This is a genomic window from Novosphingobium chloroacetimidivorans (genome assembly GCF_014204535.1).
GTDB lineage: Bacteria > Pseudomonadota > Alphaproteobacteria > Sphingomonadales > Sphingomonadaceae > Novosphingobium > Novosphingobium chloroacetimidivorans.
Genome location: NZ_JACHLR010000009.1, coordinates 41620 through 56324, shown reverse-complemented (window position 1 = coordinate 56324; position 14705 = coordinate 41620). Strand labels below are relative to the sequence as shown.

The window sequence follows — 14705 nt, the reverse complement described above, 5'->3', positions numbered from 1 at the left end:
CAAAGGCGGTCTGCTGATCAGAGTGCCGGCAGTCGGCCTGATGGACCCTGAAACAAGTTCAGGGTGACGGCTGCTTTGGGGTGGAAAGCTGCCGGAAGCCAGCGTTCATTATGCAGTGGCGACAACGATCCACGTCGCAGCGCCCAGATGGACCGAGCCGCTCTGCTCACGCGCAGTCAGGGCCGCGCGCACCGGCTCTTCGGCGTCAGCAAGCAGCGCAGGGTTCTCTCGAAGTGCTTTCCCCAGCGCGCCGACGCGTGTCACTACCTTCAACGTTGCCTCTACGTCGCCACAGGAGATCTGCGCGTCGTAGGCGGAGACCTTGATCTCGTAGAACCCTGCCAAACCAAGCACCTGCTCAACAGCGGCGGCACTCTCAAAGCTGAACGGCGACACGTCGACGTTGATCGGCAATCCGGCAGCCTCGACACAAAAGACGTCGAGTTCGTTCTCATGCATTGATCGCCAGCAGACGAACGCAACCCTTCCGCCCGGCCTCAACATCCTGCGCATGTTGGCAAAGGCCGCAACGGGGCTGGTGAAGAACATCGTTCCGAAACGCGAGAATACCCGGTCCAAACTTTGCGAGGCCAGCGGGAGGGCACCGGCATCCTGCTGAAGCAACTCCACTTGCGGCAGGTGAGCCGTTCTTCGGCGCGCAACGGCCAGCACGCGGGGAGCTAGATCAACTCCGATTATCCGACCGGACGGGCCAACTCGGTCTGCCAGTTGCAGGATTGTCTGACCTGCCCCACACCCCACGTCCAGCACGGTATGGCCGGGCTCGGGGGCAAGCGCATGCATTGCGGCCAAGCCGAGCGGGCTCATCTGCCGGTCGATTAGGTCTGCCAACTCGGCACGAGCCTGATCGCCGACATCAACAACGTCAGTTTGCTCAGCCATCAGTGCTATCTGCGACGAAGCGGTCCGGCTTGCAATGTCGGCCTATAGTGAAGTGCATCGTGCACGGTCACCGCACCCACTGTGACGTCCGATATTGGGCGAAACCTGTCAAAGTTCGCGCGCGAGACGATGCTGGCATGCCTCAGAACTTCGACGTCTTCGTCGCCTGTTGCAGCATCCGCTGCCAGCGCCCTTCGCGATGGATCAGCCCGTCGGTGGAGCGCAAGCTCATGTTGCCTTTGGCCCAAGGCGGTGTCGCCGAGGTGATCAACGCCGGTGACAACGGCCGTGTCGGCATAGACGACCAAGTCGAGCAGGGCCTTAACCGATAAACTCGAGCTTGATCTTGCCGGCCTCAACGCGAACGCAACGGAGTGCTGTCAGCCAGCCGCGCGATGCTCCGTCAGTGCCCCGCCTCTACCGCAATCCGGATCGCATCGGCGCTGGTCTTCACGCCCAGCGCCCGAAACAGGGCGGCGCGGTGCATCTTTACGGTGCGCTCGCTCAGGCCCAGGTCGAATGCGATCTGTTTGTTCAGCTTGCCGTCGGCCATCTGGATCAGGATCTCGCGCTGGCGTGCCGTCAGCGTTTCGACCTTGCCCTTGGACGAGGACAGCCCTTCGGCGCTGCCGTTCAGATAGCCGGCGCCCTTGGGCACCTCCACTTGCGAGCCGAGGTAGTATTGCAGCTCGCCATCCTCGTCGAACAGCGGCACCACCATGACTGCATTGCGGAACGAGGTGCCGTTCTTGCGATAGTTCAGGATCTCCACCAGCACCGGCTTTTGCGCATGGATCGATTCGCGCATCTTGTCGCTCAGCCACGGTTCGGTGTCCGGACCCGACAGGAAGCGGCAGTTGCGGCCGATAACCTCGTCTCGACTGTAGCCCGTGAGTTCCAGGAAGGGCACGTTGCATTCGATGATGGGGTTGTCGGGGAGGCGGGGGTTGCTGATGACAGCCGCGAGCGGGCTGTGTTCGATCATGACACGCGGAGACATGTGGTACTGTTTAGCAACTTTGCGATCACTGTGAAGTTCGCGTGGCCGATCATTAACATCGCAATTTCCCGCCATCGGACGAACGCGAAGGTCGACTTTCCGGAGCGTCGCGCCGGTTCCATGCTCCAGGACGATAGGCCGGCCACCCAGTGAGTGGCCGGCGTGCTCGATCATCCGCAGGTGTTGTTCTGCTGCACCACGTCCTTGGCGTTGTAGAGCGCCAGACAGGCCGTGTTCGGCGCGATGAACTTGTTGCCGTCGATCCTGAGCGGACCGTTGTGCATGTTGGTCGGGATCTTGGCCGAAACCACTTCCCCGATCGAGGTGATGATGCCGGTCACGAAGCTGAAGCCCTGTTCCGCACGGCCGCCCTCGATGGTGTTGTTGCTGATCCGCACGTTGATCGCACCGGCCCCTTCCAGCCACGGATCGAAGCTGGTCAGCAGGCGGATCGCGGTGCGCGGCAGGTTGCGCAGCGTGTTGTTCTGGATCAAGCCATTGGCAACCTGGATCAGCATGCCGCGGCCGACCGTCTCGGCGATGGTGTTGTTGACCACCGCGAAGCGGCGCGGAGTCATGTTGATGTCCCGCGCATAGGCGGCTTCCCCGTAAGGCTCGCCGGCCGCGAGGCCGAATGTCACCGTGTCGCTATTGCCGATCACCGGCGCGCTGGTGACGACCCGGCGACCCAGGTACTCGCCGCTCTTGTTGAAGAACGCCAGCTCGTCGGCCTTGCGCACCATGCGTGCGTCGTTGTTGATGGTGACGCTGTTGGTGTTGAGCGCGGTCACCTTGTGGATGATCGAGCGCAAGTTGATCGGGTCGTCCCCCGTGTGCAGGATCGAGTTGCCGCGGATCAGGATGTCGCCTGCGGCGGAGATCACGTGGATGCCGTCGAAGTTGGTGCTCATCGGCCGGCCCGCGTCCGCGGCGAACGACGAGTTCTGGACCGCGAAGCCGCGGCCGCGCGACTTGATCAGAACGCCGATGCCGCCGATCGAGCCGATGCGCACACCATCGAGCACGATGTCCTCGTTGGTGCCGGTGTAGCTGTCACGGATGTAGACCGCGCGGTTGCCGTAGTATGTGTACTTGATCGAAACGAACTGACCGTCCGGCATAACCTTGAATTCGGGACCGGTGAAAGTGCGGCTGTCGATTCGCACGGCCTGGTTGCCACCGGGGAAGAACACCGAGCGCTTCTGCGTCTGCGGCCAGGTGCGGCTTCCTTCGTTCATCGGCCCAACCCCGACGATGCTGACGCCGTCGGGCAGGGGCTGATCGAGAATCAGGCGCATCTCGCCGTTGACCAGCTTCATGCGACCGGTGCCGGAAAGAAAACGCGAATCGCGCATCTTGGCGCCGAAAATGCGCACGCGCTGGCTATCCTGGATGAAAATGCCGTCGGCGTTGTTCTGGAAGACAAAATTGGCGTCGGTCGCCTGGATGTCGACGTCGGCGAGGCCGGTGAGCAGCAGGTGCGCGCTGTTGTTGATCGTGTTAAGCGTGCGGAACACGTACTCGCCGGGTGCGACCTTCAGCACGCCGCCGCCTTGCTTCTTGAGCTGCGCGATCGCGTTCTGGAACACCGGCGTGGCGTCGCCGCCCGCAGCCGGAGCGCTGATGGCAACGGTCGCCTTGCCGGCGGTACGCGGTGCGCGCACGACCACGTTGGCGGTGCGGCTATCGGCGCCGACCCATGCCTGCGAGAGGTCGCCCGCCGCAGCGACGATAGGGCTCATCCGGTCTGCCATCAGGCGCCGGGCCCAGACGTCGAAGTCGCTCAACGGCTTGATGGCCGCGGAGGGCTGGGTGACGCTCTGCGCCGCGACGGCGGTTCCCAGCTCCGGCGCCGCAGCAACCGGGGCTTCTCCATCCGACCCCGAGCAGGCCGCCAGCAGAGGCAGCAACATGATCATCGACTTCGACTTTACACCGTATTTCATCTTTGCGCCCCGAAAAGGACTCGTGAGCGCGCTGACCGCCGCCGATGACCGACGTGCGGGCCACTCTCGAGATTGAAGATCCGCCGCGGCGTGTGCGTTGCCCGGCGAAGGGCGCTATGCGGACATTCTGGCTAAGGCGACGCTTGGCGCGGTGTAGGGACAACGGCCCAAGAAAGCTGAAGCGATTAACCATGTCGCGTAAGTGCGGGGGCGGTGAGGCAAGTAGAATGCTGCGCCGACTGCGGCTTTGCGCGCGAGTGCGCACGCAGTGTGATGCGACGCGTCCCGTTGAAGCAGTCTAAAGGTTAACGCGACACCGGCCCGAAAATCCAGGGCGAGCCTCGCACGCTCGGCTCAGAGCTGATGCCGCAGCAATGCGCTGAGCGCCGCGTTCGTGCGCGCGCCGACGAGAAGGTGCCGTCGTGCCGCATGCCGAGGTCCCAGACGAACTAGCCCGGGACCAGCCGGCACGGCCAGCAAGAGCAAGCAGAGCGAGGCGGGCGCTGCAGCGATCCGGCGTCGTTACTGACTCACGCTCTCTCTGTCCGGGGCGTTCCAGACGATTGCCTACACGACCCGCGTCGCCACGGCGTAGAGCGCGATGGCGCCGGCATTGCTGACGTTGAGGCTCTCCATCGCCTCGTGGATCGGCAGCCGCGCCAGCGAATCGCAGTGCTGCGCGATGTTGTGGCGCATGCCTTCGCCCTCGGCGCCGAGGACCAGCGCGACCGGACCGGCCGGCAGCGCCTCGGCCAGGGTCATCTGTGCCTCGCCGGCAAGCCCGATGCGCCAGTACCCGGCCTCTGCGATCTCCTCCAGAGCACGAGCGAGGTTCACCACCCGCACCCAGGGCACGATCTCCAGCGCCCCCGATGCCGACTTGGCCAGCGTGCCCGATTCGGGCGGAGCATGTCGGTCCTGCGTCACCACGGCGACGGCATCGAAGGCGGCGGCCGTGCGCATCAGCGCGCCAACGTTGTGCGGGTCGGTCACTTGGTCGAGCACCAGGATCGGACGCTGCGCCTCTCCCTCGAGCACGTCGGCGAGGAACACGTCGTCGAGCGGCTCGCATTCGAGCACCAGCCCCTGGTGCGGTGCGTCGCGCGCGACCAGGCGCGCGAGATCGGCGGGTTGGGCCCATTCTACGGGAAAATCGGGAGGCAGGTCGCCGTTCAGCGATTCGACGCCGTCGCGCGTTGCCCACAGCTTGCGGTGGACGCGGTCAGGGTTGAGCAGCGCGGCCTCTACCGCGTGCCGACCCCACAGCCGAACCGCGCCCGAGGAGGCCCGGCCCGAGCCGCGCCCGTTCTTCATCCGGCCCGCGCGGCCGCGTAGCGCCTTGCCTCCTGCTCCTGTGGAGTCGCCGCCCTTAGCCATGTCCTGGTCCTTCCAACCCGGCGCCGATCGTCCGCGCCAATTTCTCGAATGCGGCGCTCCCTGCCAGTCACCCCATTGACAGGCAAGGCTCGCTTGGGCATTGGCGCCACCTCTCGGCGACGCGGTGCCTTCGGGCACTGTACGGCGGGTCTCCCGCCAACCGCGGAAACGGTGTGGACAGGTGGCCGAGTGGTTAAAGGCAGCAGACTGTAAATCTGCCCGTGCAAGCGTACGCTGGTTCGAATCCAGCCCTGTCCACCACCCGCCTTTCCGTTATCGCAAACTTGCAACGCTCAACGTCGGCCACTGCGCACTCAAGACGACGGTGTCGATCGCGCTCTGCCAGAAACAACCATGACCCCGGGGCATTTCCCTTCGCGTCATTGCGGTGGGAGGGCGCACAGCCTAGATGGATGGAATGCCCGGCGAAATCCTAGACAATCAGGGACGCGGCGAAGCGTCGTGGCGCTGGCCGTCGATCCATTCCGAAGGACGCAAGTTCGGCGCGATCGTGGCCGGCGTGTGCTTGTTCACGGTCATCCTGGGCTGGTCGTGGCTTGCCTGGCCCCTGGCCGTGCTGACGCTGGGCGTGCTCGCCTTCTTCCGCGACCCGCAGCGGGTGGTGCCTCAGGATGAGCGTGCGATTGTGTCGCCGGCCGATGGACTGGTGACCCTCATCCGGAAAGTCCCGCCGCCGCGTGAGCTGACCATGGACGATGGCAGCGGCACCCGTCCGCTCGATCCAGAGCCGGTGACGCGGGTGTCGATCTTCATGAGTGTGTTCGACGTCCACATCAATCGCGCGCCGATCGGCGGCACGGTGCGGCGCGTGGTCTACATTCCCGGCAAGTTCGTGAACGCCGATCTCGACAAGGCGAGCGAGGAGAACGAGCGCCAGCACGTGATGATCGAGCGTGGCGATGGCGTGACCTTGTGCTTCACCCAGATCGCCGGACTGATCGCACGGCGCATCGTCCCGTTCGTCAAGCCGGGCGACATGATCGCAGGCGGGCAGCGGGTGGGCCTGATCCGGTTCGGCAGCCGCGTCGATGTCTACCTCCCGCTAGGCACCGAACCGCGCGTTCTGCTGGGCCAGAAGGTCATCGCCGGTGAGACGGTGCTGGCCGAATTGGGTGACGCGCGGGTCATCGAGGGGATCGCGCAATGAGCACAGCCCTGTCCATGCCCATGAGAGTGCGGCCATGATCGATCGCGACCACCAGCGCGCGGAGCGGCGGCTGGCTCGCAGCCTCAGCCTGCGCGCACTCGTGCCCAACGCGATCACCGCGGCGGCGCTCTGCTCGGGCCTGACCGGGATTCGTTTCGCCATCGCCGGCGATTTCGAGAAGTCGGTGCAAGCCGTGATCCTTGCGGGTCTGCTCGACGGCATCGACGGCCGCGCTGCACGGTTGCTCAAGGCGCAGTCACGCTTCGGTGCGGAGCTCGACAGTCTGGCCGATTCGATTTCGTTCGGCGTGGCGCCGGCGTTGATCGTCTATCTCTGGTCCTTGCGCGAGCAGCCCAGTTTCGGCTGGATCGCGGCGCTGGCTTTCGCGATCTGCTGCGTGCTGCGCCTCGCGCGCTTCAACGCCCGGCTGGACAGTCTTGACCAGCCGCACAAGCAAGCCGGCTTCCTGACCGGGGTTCCGGCTCCGGTCGGTGCGGGCCTTGCCTTCCTGCCGATCTACATCTGGCTGGCAAGTGGCCGCGAGGAGTTTGCCCATCCTGGCGGAGTCGGCATCTGGATGCTGCTGGTCGCGTTCCTGCTGATCTCCAACTTGCCGACGTTCAGCTGGTCTCGTGTGCGCCCGCCCAATCACTTGCGCATCGGCCTGCTGGCACTGATCGGCCTCCTGATGGCAGCGCTGCTGACCGAGCCCTGGCTGACGCTGGCCGGAATTACCCTCGCCTATCTTGCGCTCATCCCGCTTGGCGTTCTGCGCTATCTGAAGATCAGGCGGCGTGCCTCAGCGAGCCCGGTTTCGCATGCAGGTCAGCATGACCAGCAGCCTTCCGCCCCGGGCCCGAGGCCCTGAGCGCAACGACTGGCGATCCGATCGCCGGCGTCGACAGTATTCGCCAGGTGACGAGCAGCGGGCGCTCCCCGGTCAGCCGACGCACGCGTAGCGCTGCGACATCGGGCGCGAAGTCATGCAGCGTTGCTGCGATCGCGGCGAGCGCGGCAAACGCTCCGAGCGCGAAAAGGAAGGCGCACGCACTGGTCAGCATGGCATTGTCTCCTTGATGGACGGATCTGCTGAGAAGCTGTGGATAGCTTGTGGATCAGCCATATCCGTTCTATCGATGTTCTAACGGAACAATGTTCATGGTTTGTTCGGCTCGTCAACCGATTCGTGATCGCAGCGAGGAACGGTGATGGATCAAAGACGTGCGGGGATAGCTGGCGTTGCTCTCACAAACCGAGCGCGCTTACTGGTCACGGCCTTGCGAGGCGCGGTGTTTGGCGGAAAGGTGATGCCGAACTTTGGCTACCGACTGATCGCCAGGATATGTGTTACCGGGATCAAAACCTGATCCGAGCCAGCTCACCATCAGACGCCGAGAAATTCGAGCTGGTATGATCCAATTGCAGTCGGACGAACCACGCCTCGCAAGCGCTAGTAACCGTAGTCGTATCCGACCATCGCTAGAAAAGCCATTCGCGTTGGTCGCACAATGCCCTCAAGCGACGGAACGCGGCTTTGCGAACTGGTGCAGGCGGTGCGTGATGGGCTTGGGCAGGGCATGGCGCGATTGACGGGGGCGGCGCACGTTAGACATCGGATCGAGGTCCAGCTCTGGCTCGCGGAAATTGACGATCACTTCGCTGCCGTATGCAGCCATCGCGACCTGCCGCTTGAGTTCGAGAACCGCGTCGACATTGGACGCGACGCAACGCGAGATCACAAGCATTGCGGCAAGACCCACAAGGGCGAACAGGATCGGGGCGATGATGCTCATACGGCGTCTCCGGACAGGTCGTTCGACCTGTTATCTTCCCGGCCGGTAGATCGCCCGCTCCGTCTTTTTCGAGCGCGCTGATCTTGGTCGATACCCGTCAAATACGGATTAACCATGATAAGTTCCTGTACTGGTGCGATAATCATCCACTTTGAGGCGAGATGAAGTGCGGGCGCGACGAGATGACGGTAGATTTGCCGTGCCGAAGCCTGTAGAGGCAGCGCGCCGCGGCCTTTCCTCCCGATTCACGGGTGGCAAGGGCCGCAGCGAATCCACATGGGATGCACCGACACCGGTGCCGCAGCGGGGTCTCCGCACGGTTCCAGCATCCCAGAGGCCGGCTTTCCATCGCGAAGGCCTTCAACCGGAAAGGAAATACTTATGGCGGCACCTGTCGTCACCATGCAGCAACTGATCGAGGCCGGCTCGCACTTCGGCCACCAGACCCACCGCTGGAACCCGCGGATGAAGCCGTACATCTTCGGCGCCCGCAACGGCATCCACATCATCGACCTGTCGCAGACCGTGCCGCTGTTCGCCCGCGCGCTCGATTTCATCTCCTCGACGGTCCAGGCCGGCGGCAAGGTGCTGTTTGTCGGCACCAAGCGCCAGGCGCAGGAGCCGATCGCCCAGGCCGCGCGCTCGTGCGGCCAGCATTTCGTCAACCACCGCTGGCTGGGCGGCATGCTCACCAACTGGAAAACGATCTCTGGCTCGATCAAGCGTCTGAAGTCGCTGGAAGAGCAGCTTTCGGGCGACACCCACGGCCTGACCAAGAAGGAAATCCTTCAGCTGACCCGCGAGCGTGACAAGCTCGAGCTGTCGCTCGGCGGCATCCGCGACATGGGCGGCATTCCGGACGTGATGTTCGTGATCGACGCCAACAAGGAAGACCTGGCGATCAAGGAGGCCAACGTGCTCGGCATCCCGGTCGTCGCCATCCTTGATACCAACGTGAACCCGCAGGGCATCGCGTTTCCGATCCCGGCGAACGACGACGCCAGCCGCGCCGTGCGCCTGTACTGCGAAGCCGTTGCCCAGGCCGCGACCAAGGGGCACCGCGAGGGCGTGGTCGATTCGGGCGTCGACATCGGCGCGCTGGACGTGCCGGTCGAGGAAACCGTCGAGGCGTAAGCCGTTGGGCGCAAGCCCGACGCGAGCCGATGCTTCGTCATCGAAATGTCGCGCGCCGGGTCCACAGGGCCCGGCGCGCCTGCCCATTCAAGCAAGAGGAATTTGAGCGATGGCTTACACCGCCGCTGACGTGAAGAACCTGCGCGAGCGCACCGGCGCCGGCATGATGGACTGCAAGAAGGCGCTGACCGAGACGGACGGCGATTTCGAAGCCGCAGTCGACGCGCTGCGCTCCAAGGGTCTGGCCGCTGCCGCCAAGAAGTCCAGCCGCACCGCGGCAGAGGGCCTGGTCGGCGTCGCCGTGACCGGCACCAAGGGCGTGGCCGTCGAAGTCAACTCCGAGACCGACTTCGTCGCCAAGAACGACCAGTTCCAGGACTTCGTGCGTAACGCCACGCAGGCCGCGCTCGACGTGTCGGGCGATGACGTCGAGGCTCTCAAGGCCGCAGCCTACCCGACCGGCGGCACCGTCGGCGATGCGCTGACCAACAACGTCGCCACGATCGGCGAGAACCAGCAGATCCGCCGCATCAAGACCGTCGAAGTGTCGAAGGGTCTCGTCGTGCCCTACATGCACAACGCCGCCGCGCCGAACCTGGGCAAGATCGGCGTGCTCGTCGCGCTTGAATCCGAGGCATCGGTCGAAGTGCTCGAGGCGCTGGGCAAGCAGATCGCGATGCACATCGCCGCGGCATTCCCGCTGGCGCTGAACGCCGACGATCTCGACGCCGACCTGATCGAGCGCGAGCGCAAGGTCGCGGCCGAGAAGGCAGCCGAGAGCGGCAAGCCCGAGGCCGTGCAGGCGAAGATGGTCGATGGCGCCGTGGCGAAGTACGCCAAGGAGAACGCGCTGCTCAGCCAGATCTACGTGATCGACAACAAGACGCCGATCCAGCAGGTCGTGGACCAGGCCGGCAAGGAAGCGGGCACGAAGATCGTCCTGAAGGACTTCGTGCGCTTCCAGCTGGGCGAAGGCATCGAGAAGCAGGTCAGCGACTTCGCGGCCGAGGTCGCCGCGCTGCAGGGCTGATCTTCGGCTTATTATTGCGAGTAGTACGAGCGGGTCGGAGGCGTGAGCTTCCGGCCCGTTTGCTTTGCGTTGCGTTGCTCCCCGGCCGGGAGAGGAGCGCCTACAACCCACCCATGAAGCGGAAGCCGAAGCGGTAATCCTGTGGTGCGATGGTGCCTGCGACCTTCTCGGGCAACACCTCCACCAGTTCCAGAGTTCCATCCGCGACCGGAACGGGTGCGCCTAGCGTCAGTTCACGCACCTGGCTACCGCTGCCAAGATCCACGCGGACGCTCAGGCGTACGCGCCCGGCCCACACGCACCGGACGTTCGCAGGACAGCGGCTGTCCTCCAGCAACGCAAGGGGCGTCACCTTCGGGCCGCCCACTCCGACCGTCTGCCCGAGCGCGGCGCGGGTGAGCCCGTCCGCTTGCCCGACGGATGGGGATGGCGGCACTGTGGCAGCGCAGCCGGTCAGGGTCAGGGCCATCGCGGCAAGGAGCTTCGTTCTCATGCACCCTCGGTCCAGTTTGCCGGCTGAATGGATGCCGAACGCTTGGCGGGCTCGCTCGCTCGGGCTAGAGCGCGGTGATGTTCGACAAAGACGATCCGCCGCCCGAGTGCCACCTCTACCTGATATCGCCACTGGAGGTCGGCGGCGGCTTTCCGGATCGGCTTGCCCGGGCGTTGGATGCGGGGCCGGTCAGTGCATTCCAGTTTCGGGTCAAGGATATCGACCAGCATGAGGCCGCGCGCCTCGCGGAGCCGCTGCAGGCGATCTGTGCCGCGCGTGACGTGACCTTCATCGTCAACGATTCGATCAGCCTCGCCAAGCGCCTCGGCGCCGATGGCGTCCATCTGGGCCAGGACGACGGCGACCCGGTCGAAGCGCGCCAGGAACTCGGCCGTGACGCCCAGATCGGCGTGACGTGCCACGACAGCCGGCACATGGCGATGGAGGCGGGCGATCTGGGCGCCGACTACGTCGCTTTCGGCGCTTTCTATCCGACGACAACCAAGGACGTGAAGCACACCGCCGGCCTCGACCTGCTCGAATGGTGGCAAGCTGTGTTCGAACTGCCCTGCGTCGCGATCGGCGGCATCACGCCCGCGAATTGCGCGCCGCTGGTGAGGGCGGGCGCGGACTTCCTGGCGGTTAGTGGCGCGGTGTGGAACGGAGACGAGGCCGTGGCAGTCAGGGCCTTCCACGAGGCCATCGGAGCAGCGCGCGCCTGATCAGGCGACCTGGTCCTCCGGGTTCCGGAACACCGGGTAGGGGCCGAGCCCGACGAACAGGAACGCGGCCAGCAGCATGACCGGTGCGGCGATCGACTCCAGCATGTCGTAGCTGCCGGTCGCATCGTGGACCATGCCGGCGAAGAGAGGGCCGAGCGCGGTGCCGGCCATCATCGCCGAGCTGATCGTGCCGAGGATGGCGCCGAAGTTGCGCATCCCGGCATAACGGCTGGCGAGATACGTCGCGATCTGGAGCCCCGCGCCGCCGGCGAAGCCGACGCACATGACGCCGACGATCTTGGGCGCGATCCCCTCGAACAAGCCGATCAGCAGGAAGTGACCGAAAGCTCCGATGGCGAAGCCGGAGAATGGCAGCACGCTGCCCTGCACCTTGTCGAGCAGCCAGCCGACCGCGAGCTTGCCGACCAGCCCCGCCACTCCGGCAAGGGCCGCGATCTCCACGGCGCGGTTCATCGGAATGCCCGTTTCCGAGACGATGCGCACGAGGTGGACGGTTACGCCGGAGCCGACCACGGAGGCGAGCAGGGCCGCCACGCCGATGCGGATCACGCGGCTGTCGCGGCTCGCCTCGCGGATCGTCAGGCCGGGTAGCACGATCTTCGCGGCAGGGACGCCGTCTCCAGCGGGGCCGCGAGCGATGCGCGCCTTGGCGTCGAAGTAGAGCGGCACCACCAGAAGCAGCGACACGCCGGCCCAGCCCAGGCCCATGGCGACGTAGGCCATGCGCCAGCCGAAGGCATCGATCAGCGCATGGGCGATCATCGGTGCTAGCGTCTGCCCGATCGCCGATCCGCTGAGCATCACCGCCAGCGCCAGGCTGCGGCCCTGGGTGAACACACTGGAGATGCCCGCGCTCCACACCGTCGACTTGAACAGCAACGCGCACAGGCCATAGGCGACGTAGAGCGTGATCCACTGCCAGAGCGCACCGGTCAGCGTGCCGAAGGCGGCGAAGATACAGCCGCACAGCGCCAGGCCGGCAATGGCGATCTTGCGCGTTCCCAAGCGGTCCAGCAGCGCACCGACGAATGGGCCACCGAGCATCGAAATGCCGGCGAAGATCGTCAGTCCGGAAGACAGCGCGGTGCGGCTCCAGCCAAACTCACGCTCCAGCGGCCCCATGAAGGTGCTCAGCGAGAAGGTGATCACCGAATAGAACGACATGCCGATCATGGCCGCAAGCACGGTCGGCCACGATCGTTTCCACTCGGTCCGTGCCGTCAGCGCCTGTTCCATCCCGACACCCCCTCGTGGCGCTGCGTGCTTGTTATCCGCTTGCCGGTGATAGACACACGTCCGATCAGAAGTCGATTTTGGCGATTACGTCCTCGCCGAACCTCAGCGCCTGCTCGCAATATTCGGTGCGATTGTCGGTGTAGATACTGGCGCCCGAGCCATCGACTCCGAGCGATTTCAGCTGCGCGTAGTGGTCGAGCGCTTCCTGTGCGCTCCAATTACCCTGGAGCGTGAACGTGGACGAGGCGATGACCTTGGGCGGCGTTTCGCGCCCGATCTTTGCGGCGTGCTCGGCCATGTAGGCGATGGCGTCGACGATGTCCTGGTCCTCCGACAGGTTCGCGGTGCGCGCGGTGTCGGTCACCTGCTTGGGGACGAAGAACGGGTGCCACGCATCGCCCAGTTCGACGGCGCGACGCAGCGCGCGCTTTGAGTTGCCGCCTACCAGCAGCGGCGGGTGCGGCGTCTGCACGGGGGTGGGCAGCATGCGATTGCCGAGAGCCTTGTAGCCGGTGCCCTCGAACTCGAAGTCTTCCCCGGTCCAGGCGAGCTTCATGGCTCGCATGTACTCGTCCATCAGGTCGTTGCGGTTGTCGAACTCCACGCCGAGCGCCTTGTACTCGGCCTTCAGGTATCCGGCGCCGAGCCCCAGGATCACGCGGCCGTTGGTGAAGCGGTCCAGCGAGGAGACCATGCGCGCGGTGATGAAGGGATTGCGATAGGGCAGCACCAGGATGTTGGTCTGCAGCCGCAGCGTGGTCGTCACCGCGCCGACCATCGAGAGCATGACGAAGGGGTCCTGCGCATAGTGGCCGGCGCTGTCGAGCCAGCGTGCCGATGGCACTGGATGGTCGGTGACGGTGCCGGCGTAGAAGCCGGCCTGCTCGATCGCCTTCGCGCACTGGTGCACCGCATCCATCGACACGAATTCGTCGGGATGCTGGATGTGGTCGAAGGGCAGGGTGGTGCTGAGAGTGAAGGTCATGAGTGGGTTCCTGATGATGGCGTAAGGGTCAGCGCGCGATTTCCGGTGGCAGCACCCAGTCTTCGTTGGCGTTGCGCACCCACCCGCTCGAGGCCCAGGAGCCGCCGTCGACCGGGATGATCGTGCCGGTGACATAGCTGGCGAGCGAGGAGGCGAGGAACGCGACCACCTTGCCGCACTCCTCCTCCAGCCCGGTGCGCCCGAGCGGGATGCGGCGGCGGATCGAGTCGAGTGCGGACTCGCTGAGCGGGGGCCACTGGCTCTCGTCGATGGGGCCGGTAAACTGGCCATTGGTGCCCGAAGTGCGGGTGAAGTCGGGCGCGATCGTGTTGACGCGGATGCCATGCTCGGCGAACTCGAGCGCGAGCGTGCGCGTCAGGTTGTTGATGCCGGCCTTGCACGCTGCATAGACGGCGTAGCCCGGCGCCGCACGCGAGCCTTCGATGCTGCTGACGTTGATCACCGACCCGCCGCGCCCACCCCGGATCATCACCGGCACCGCGGCTTGCGTGGCGGCAAGGTTGCTGATCAGGTTGAGATCGATGTGCCGGCGCCAGTTCTTCTCCTGCAGGTCGAGGAACGGCCGGCGGGTGACGCCGCCTGCATTGTTGACCAGCACGTCCATGCGGCCGAATGCGTCCGCGGCGCGGGCGACCGCATCCTGCAGCGGGCCGACTTCCATGACGTTGACCGGCAATCCCAGGGCCTTGCCGCCGCGGCGCTCGATCTCTGCGACCATCTGCTCGCAGCGCTCTGGAATGATGTCGACCACGGCGACGTCCGCGCCCATGTCGGCAAGGCACAGCGCCGAGGCCCGTCCGATGCCGCCACCGCCGCCGGTGACGAATGCGGCCATGCCAGTGAGCTTGATGTCGTTTGTATCCATTCTCTCCCTCG

Annotated in this window: 15 protein-coding genes and 1 tRNA gene; 7 read left to right on the top strand and 9 right to left on the bottom strand. The window is 65.2% G+C overall.

Going from position 1 to position 14705, the window contains the following annotated elements:
- Positions 1–108 precede the first annotated feature (108 nt).
- Positions 109–903, bottom strand: coding sequence for a class I SAM-dependent methyltransferase (locus HNO88_RS11455; protein ID WP_221419978.1), 795 nt, complete (start codon positions 901–903; stop codon positions 109–111).
- Positions 904–1040: 137 nt separating this feature from the next.
- Here HNO88_RS11455 and HNO88_RS11450 point away from each other — a divergent pair, with 137 nt between their 5' ends.
- Entirely contained in the window at positions 1041–1235 is a 195-nt protein-coding gene (locus tag HNO88_RS11450; protein ID WP_184245222.1) for a hypothetical protein, read from the top strand.
- 71 nt (positions 1236–1306) lie between these two features.
- Here HNO88_RS11450 and HNO88_RS11445 read toward each other — a convergent pair whose 3' ends face one another.
- The 3 genes from HNO88_RS11445 to HNO88_RS11435 all read right to left on the bottom strand — a co-directional run bounded on the left by HNO88_RS11445 (position 1307) and on the right by HNO88_RS11435 (position 5226).
- Positions 1307–1903: a response regulator transcription factor gene (locus HNO88_RS11445; protein WP_246381618.1), complete on the bottom strand. Its 597-nt coding sequence runs from the start codon at positions 1901–1903 to the stop codon at positions 1307–1309.
- Positions 1904–2073: 170 nt separating this feature from the next.
- Positions 2074–3849 (bottom strand): hypothetical protein, encoded by a 1776-nt coding sequence (locus HNO88_RS11440; RefSeq protein WP_184245220.1) that lies wholly within the window; start codon positions 3847–3849, stop codon positions 2074–2076.
- A gap of 567 nt (positions 3850–4416) precedes the next feature.
- Positions 4417–5226, bottom strand: a complete 810-nt coding sequence (locus tag HNO88_RS11435) for a TrmH family RNA methyltransferase (RefSeq protein WP_184245218.1) — start codon at positions 5224–5226, stop codon at positions 4417–4419.
- A 175-nt stretch (positions 5227–5401) separates the two neighbouring features.
- Between HNO88_RS11435 and HNO88_RS11430 the strand changes: the two genes are divergently transcribed.
- From HNO88_RS11430 to HNO88_RS11420, 3 genes are all read left to right on the top strand, one after another.
- Positions 5402–5487, top strand: a tRNA-Tyr gene (locus tag HNO88_RS11430).
- Positions 5488–5644: 157 nt separating this feature from the next.
- Positions 5645–6394 carry a phosphatidylserine decarboxylase gene (locus HNO88_RS11425; RefSeq protein ID WP_184245216.1) on the top strand — a complete coding sequence of 250 codons (750 nt, stop codon included), beginning with the start codon at positions 5645–5647 and terminating at the stop codon, positions 6392–6394.
- Positions 6395–6428: 34 nt separating this feature from the next.
- On the top strand, positions 6429–7262 hold the full coding sequence (locus tag HNO88_RS11420) for a CDP-alcohol phosphatidyltransferase family protein (RefSeq protein ID WP_184245214.1): 834 nt from the start codon (positions 6429–6431) through the stop codon (positions 7260–7262).
- Between the two features lie 646 nt (positions 7263–7908).
- On the opposite strand, the gene HNO88_RS11415 is transcribed toward HNO88_RS11420, so the two are convergent.
- Positions 7909–8187, bottom strand: a complete 279-nt coding sequence (locus tag HNO88_RS11415; protein WP_184245211.1) for a hypothetical protein — start codon at positions 8185–8187, stop codon at positions 7909–7911.
- Between the two features lie 381 nt (positions 8188–8568).
- On the opposite strand from HNO88_RS11415, the gene rpsB reads away from it, so the two are divergent.
- Both rpsB and tsf read left to right on the top strand, forming a co-directional pair.
- Entirely contained in the window at positions 8569–9321 is a 753-nt protein-coding gene (gene rpsB, locus HNO88_RS11410; protein ID WP_184245209.1) for a 30S ribosomal protein S2, read from the top strand.
- Between the two features lie 109 nt (positions 9322–9430).
- On the top strand, positions 9431–10351 hold the full coding sequence (tsf, locus tag HNO88_RS11405; RefSeq protein WP_184245208.1) for a translation elongation factor Ts: 921 nt from the start codon (positions 9431–9433) through the stop codon (positions 10349–10351).
- A 100-nt stretch (positions 10352–10451) separates the two neighbouring features.
- Here the strand turns inward: tsf and HNO88_RS11400 are convergent, their stop codons facing one another.
- Entirely contained in the window at positions 10452–10844 is a 393-nt protein-coding gene (locus tag HNO88_RS11400) for a hypothetical protein (RefSeq protein ID WP_246381615.1), read from the bottom strand.
- Positions 10845–10921: 77 nt separating this feature from the next.
- On the opposite strand from HNO88_RS11400, the gene thiE reads away from it, so the two are divergent.
- Positions 10922–11566: a thiamine phosphate synthase gene (thiE, locus tag HNO88_RS11395; RefSeq protein WP_184245206.1), complete on the top strand. Its 645-nt coding sequence runs from the start codon at positions 10922–10924 to the stop codon at positions 11564–11566.
- Here thiE and HNO88_RS11390 read toward each other — a convergent pair whose 3' ends face one another.
- From HNO88_RS11390 to HNO88_RS11380, 3 genes are all read right to left on the bottom strand, one after another.
- Positions 11567–12823 (bottom strand): MFS transporter, encoded by a 1257-nt coding sequence (locus HNO88_RS11390; protein ID WP_184245204.1) that lies wholly within the window; start codon positions 12821–12823, stop codon positions 11567–11569.
- Positions 12824–12887: 64 nt separating this feature from the next.
- On the bottom strand, positions 12888–13808 hold the full coding sequence (locus HNO88_RS11385; RefSeq protein ID WP_184245202.1) for an LLM class F420-dependent oxidoreductase: 921 nt from the start codon (positions 13806–13808) through the stop codon (positions 12888–12890).
- A gap of 28 nt (positions 13809–13836) precedes the next feature.
- Complete coding sequence (locus HNO88_RS11380; protein ID WP_184245200.1) at positions 13837–14694, bottom strand: SDR family NAD(P)-dependent oxidoreductase; 858 nt, start codon at positions 14692–14694, stop codon at positions 13837–13839.
- Positions 14695–14705 lie beyond the last annotated feature (11 nt).

What these genes read in the sequence shown, in the direction of transcription:
- HNO88_RS11455 (WP_221419978.1), bottom strand. Translation starts at nt 903, where the DNA reads ATGGCTGAGCAAACTGACGTTGTTGATGTCGGCGATCAGGCTCGTGCC.
- HNO88_RS11435 (WP_184245218.1), bottom strand. Translation starts at nt 5,226, where the DNA reads ATGGCTAAGGGCGGCGACTCCACAGGAGCAGGAGGCAAGGCGCTACGC.
- HNO88_RS11450 (WP_184245222.1), top strand. Translation starts at nt 1,041, where the DNA reads ATGCCTCAGAACTTCGACGTCTTCGTCGCCTGTTGCAGCATCCGCTGC.
- HNO88_RS11445 (WP_246381618.1), bottom strand. Translation starts at nt 1,903, where the DNA reads ATGTCTCCGCGTGTCATGATCGAACACAGCCCGCTCGCGGCTGTCATC.
- rpsB (WP_184245209.1), top strand. Translation starts at nt 8,569, where the DNA reads ATGGCGGCACCTGTCGTCACCATGCAGCAACTGATCGAGGCCGGCTCG.
- HNO88_RS11420 (WP_184245214.1), top strand. Translation starts at nt 6,429, where the DNA reads ATGATCGATCGCGACCACCAGCGCGCGGAGCGGCGGCTGGCTCGCAGC.
- HNO88_RS11425 (WP_184245216.1), top strand. Translation starts at nt 5,645, where the DNA reads ATGCCCGGCGAAATCCTAGACAATCAGGGACGCGGCGAAGCGTCGTGG.
- HNO88_RS11390 (WP_184245204.1), bottom strand. Translation starts at nt 12,823, where the DNA reads ATGGAACAGGCGCTGACGGCACGGACCGAGTGGAAACGATCGTGGCCG.
- thiE (WP_184245206.1), top strand. Translation starts at nt 10,922, where the DNA reads ATGTTCGACAAAGACGATCCGCCGCCCGAGTGCCACCTCTACCTGATA.
- tsf (WP_184245208.1), top strand. Translation starts at nt 9,431, where the DNA reads ATGGCTTACACCGCCGCTGACGTGAAGAACCTGCGCGAGCGCACCGGC.
- HNO88_RS11415 (WP_184245211.1), bottom strand. Translation starts at nt 8,187, where the DNA reads ATGAGCATCATCGCCCCGATCCTGTTCGCCCTTGTGGGTCTTGCCGCA.
- HNO88_RS11440 (WP_184245220.1), bottom strand. Translation starts at nt 3,849, where the DNA reads ATGAAATACGGTGTAAAGTCGAAGTCGATGATCATGTTGCTGCCTCTG.
- HNO88_RS11385 (WP_184245202.1), bottom strand. Translation starts at nt 13,808, where the DNA reads ATGACCTTCACTCTCAGCACCACCCTGCCCTTCGACCACATCCAGCAT.
- HNO88_RS11400 (WP_246381615.1), bottom strand. Translation starts at nt 10,844, where the DNA reads ATGAGAACGAAGCTCCTTGCCGCGATGGCCCTGACCCTGACCGGCTGC.
- HNO88_RS11380 (WP_184245200.1), bottom strand. Translation starts at nt 14,694, where the DNA reads ATGGATACAAACGACATCAAGCTCACTGGCATGGCCGCATTCGTCACC.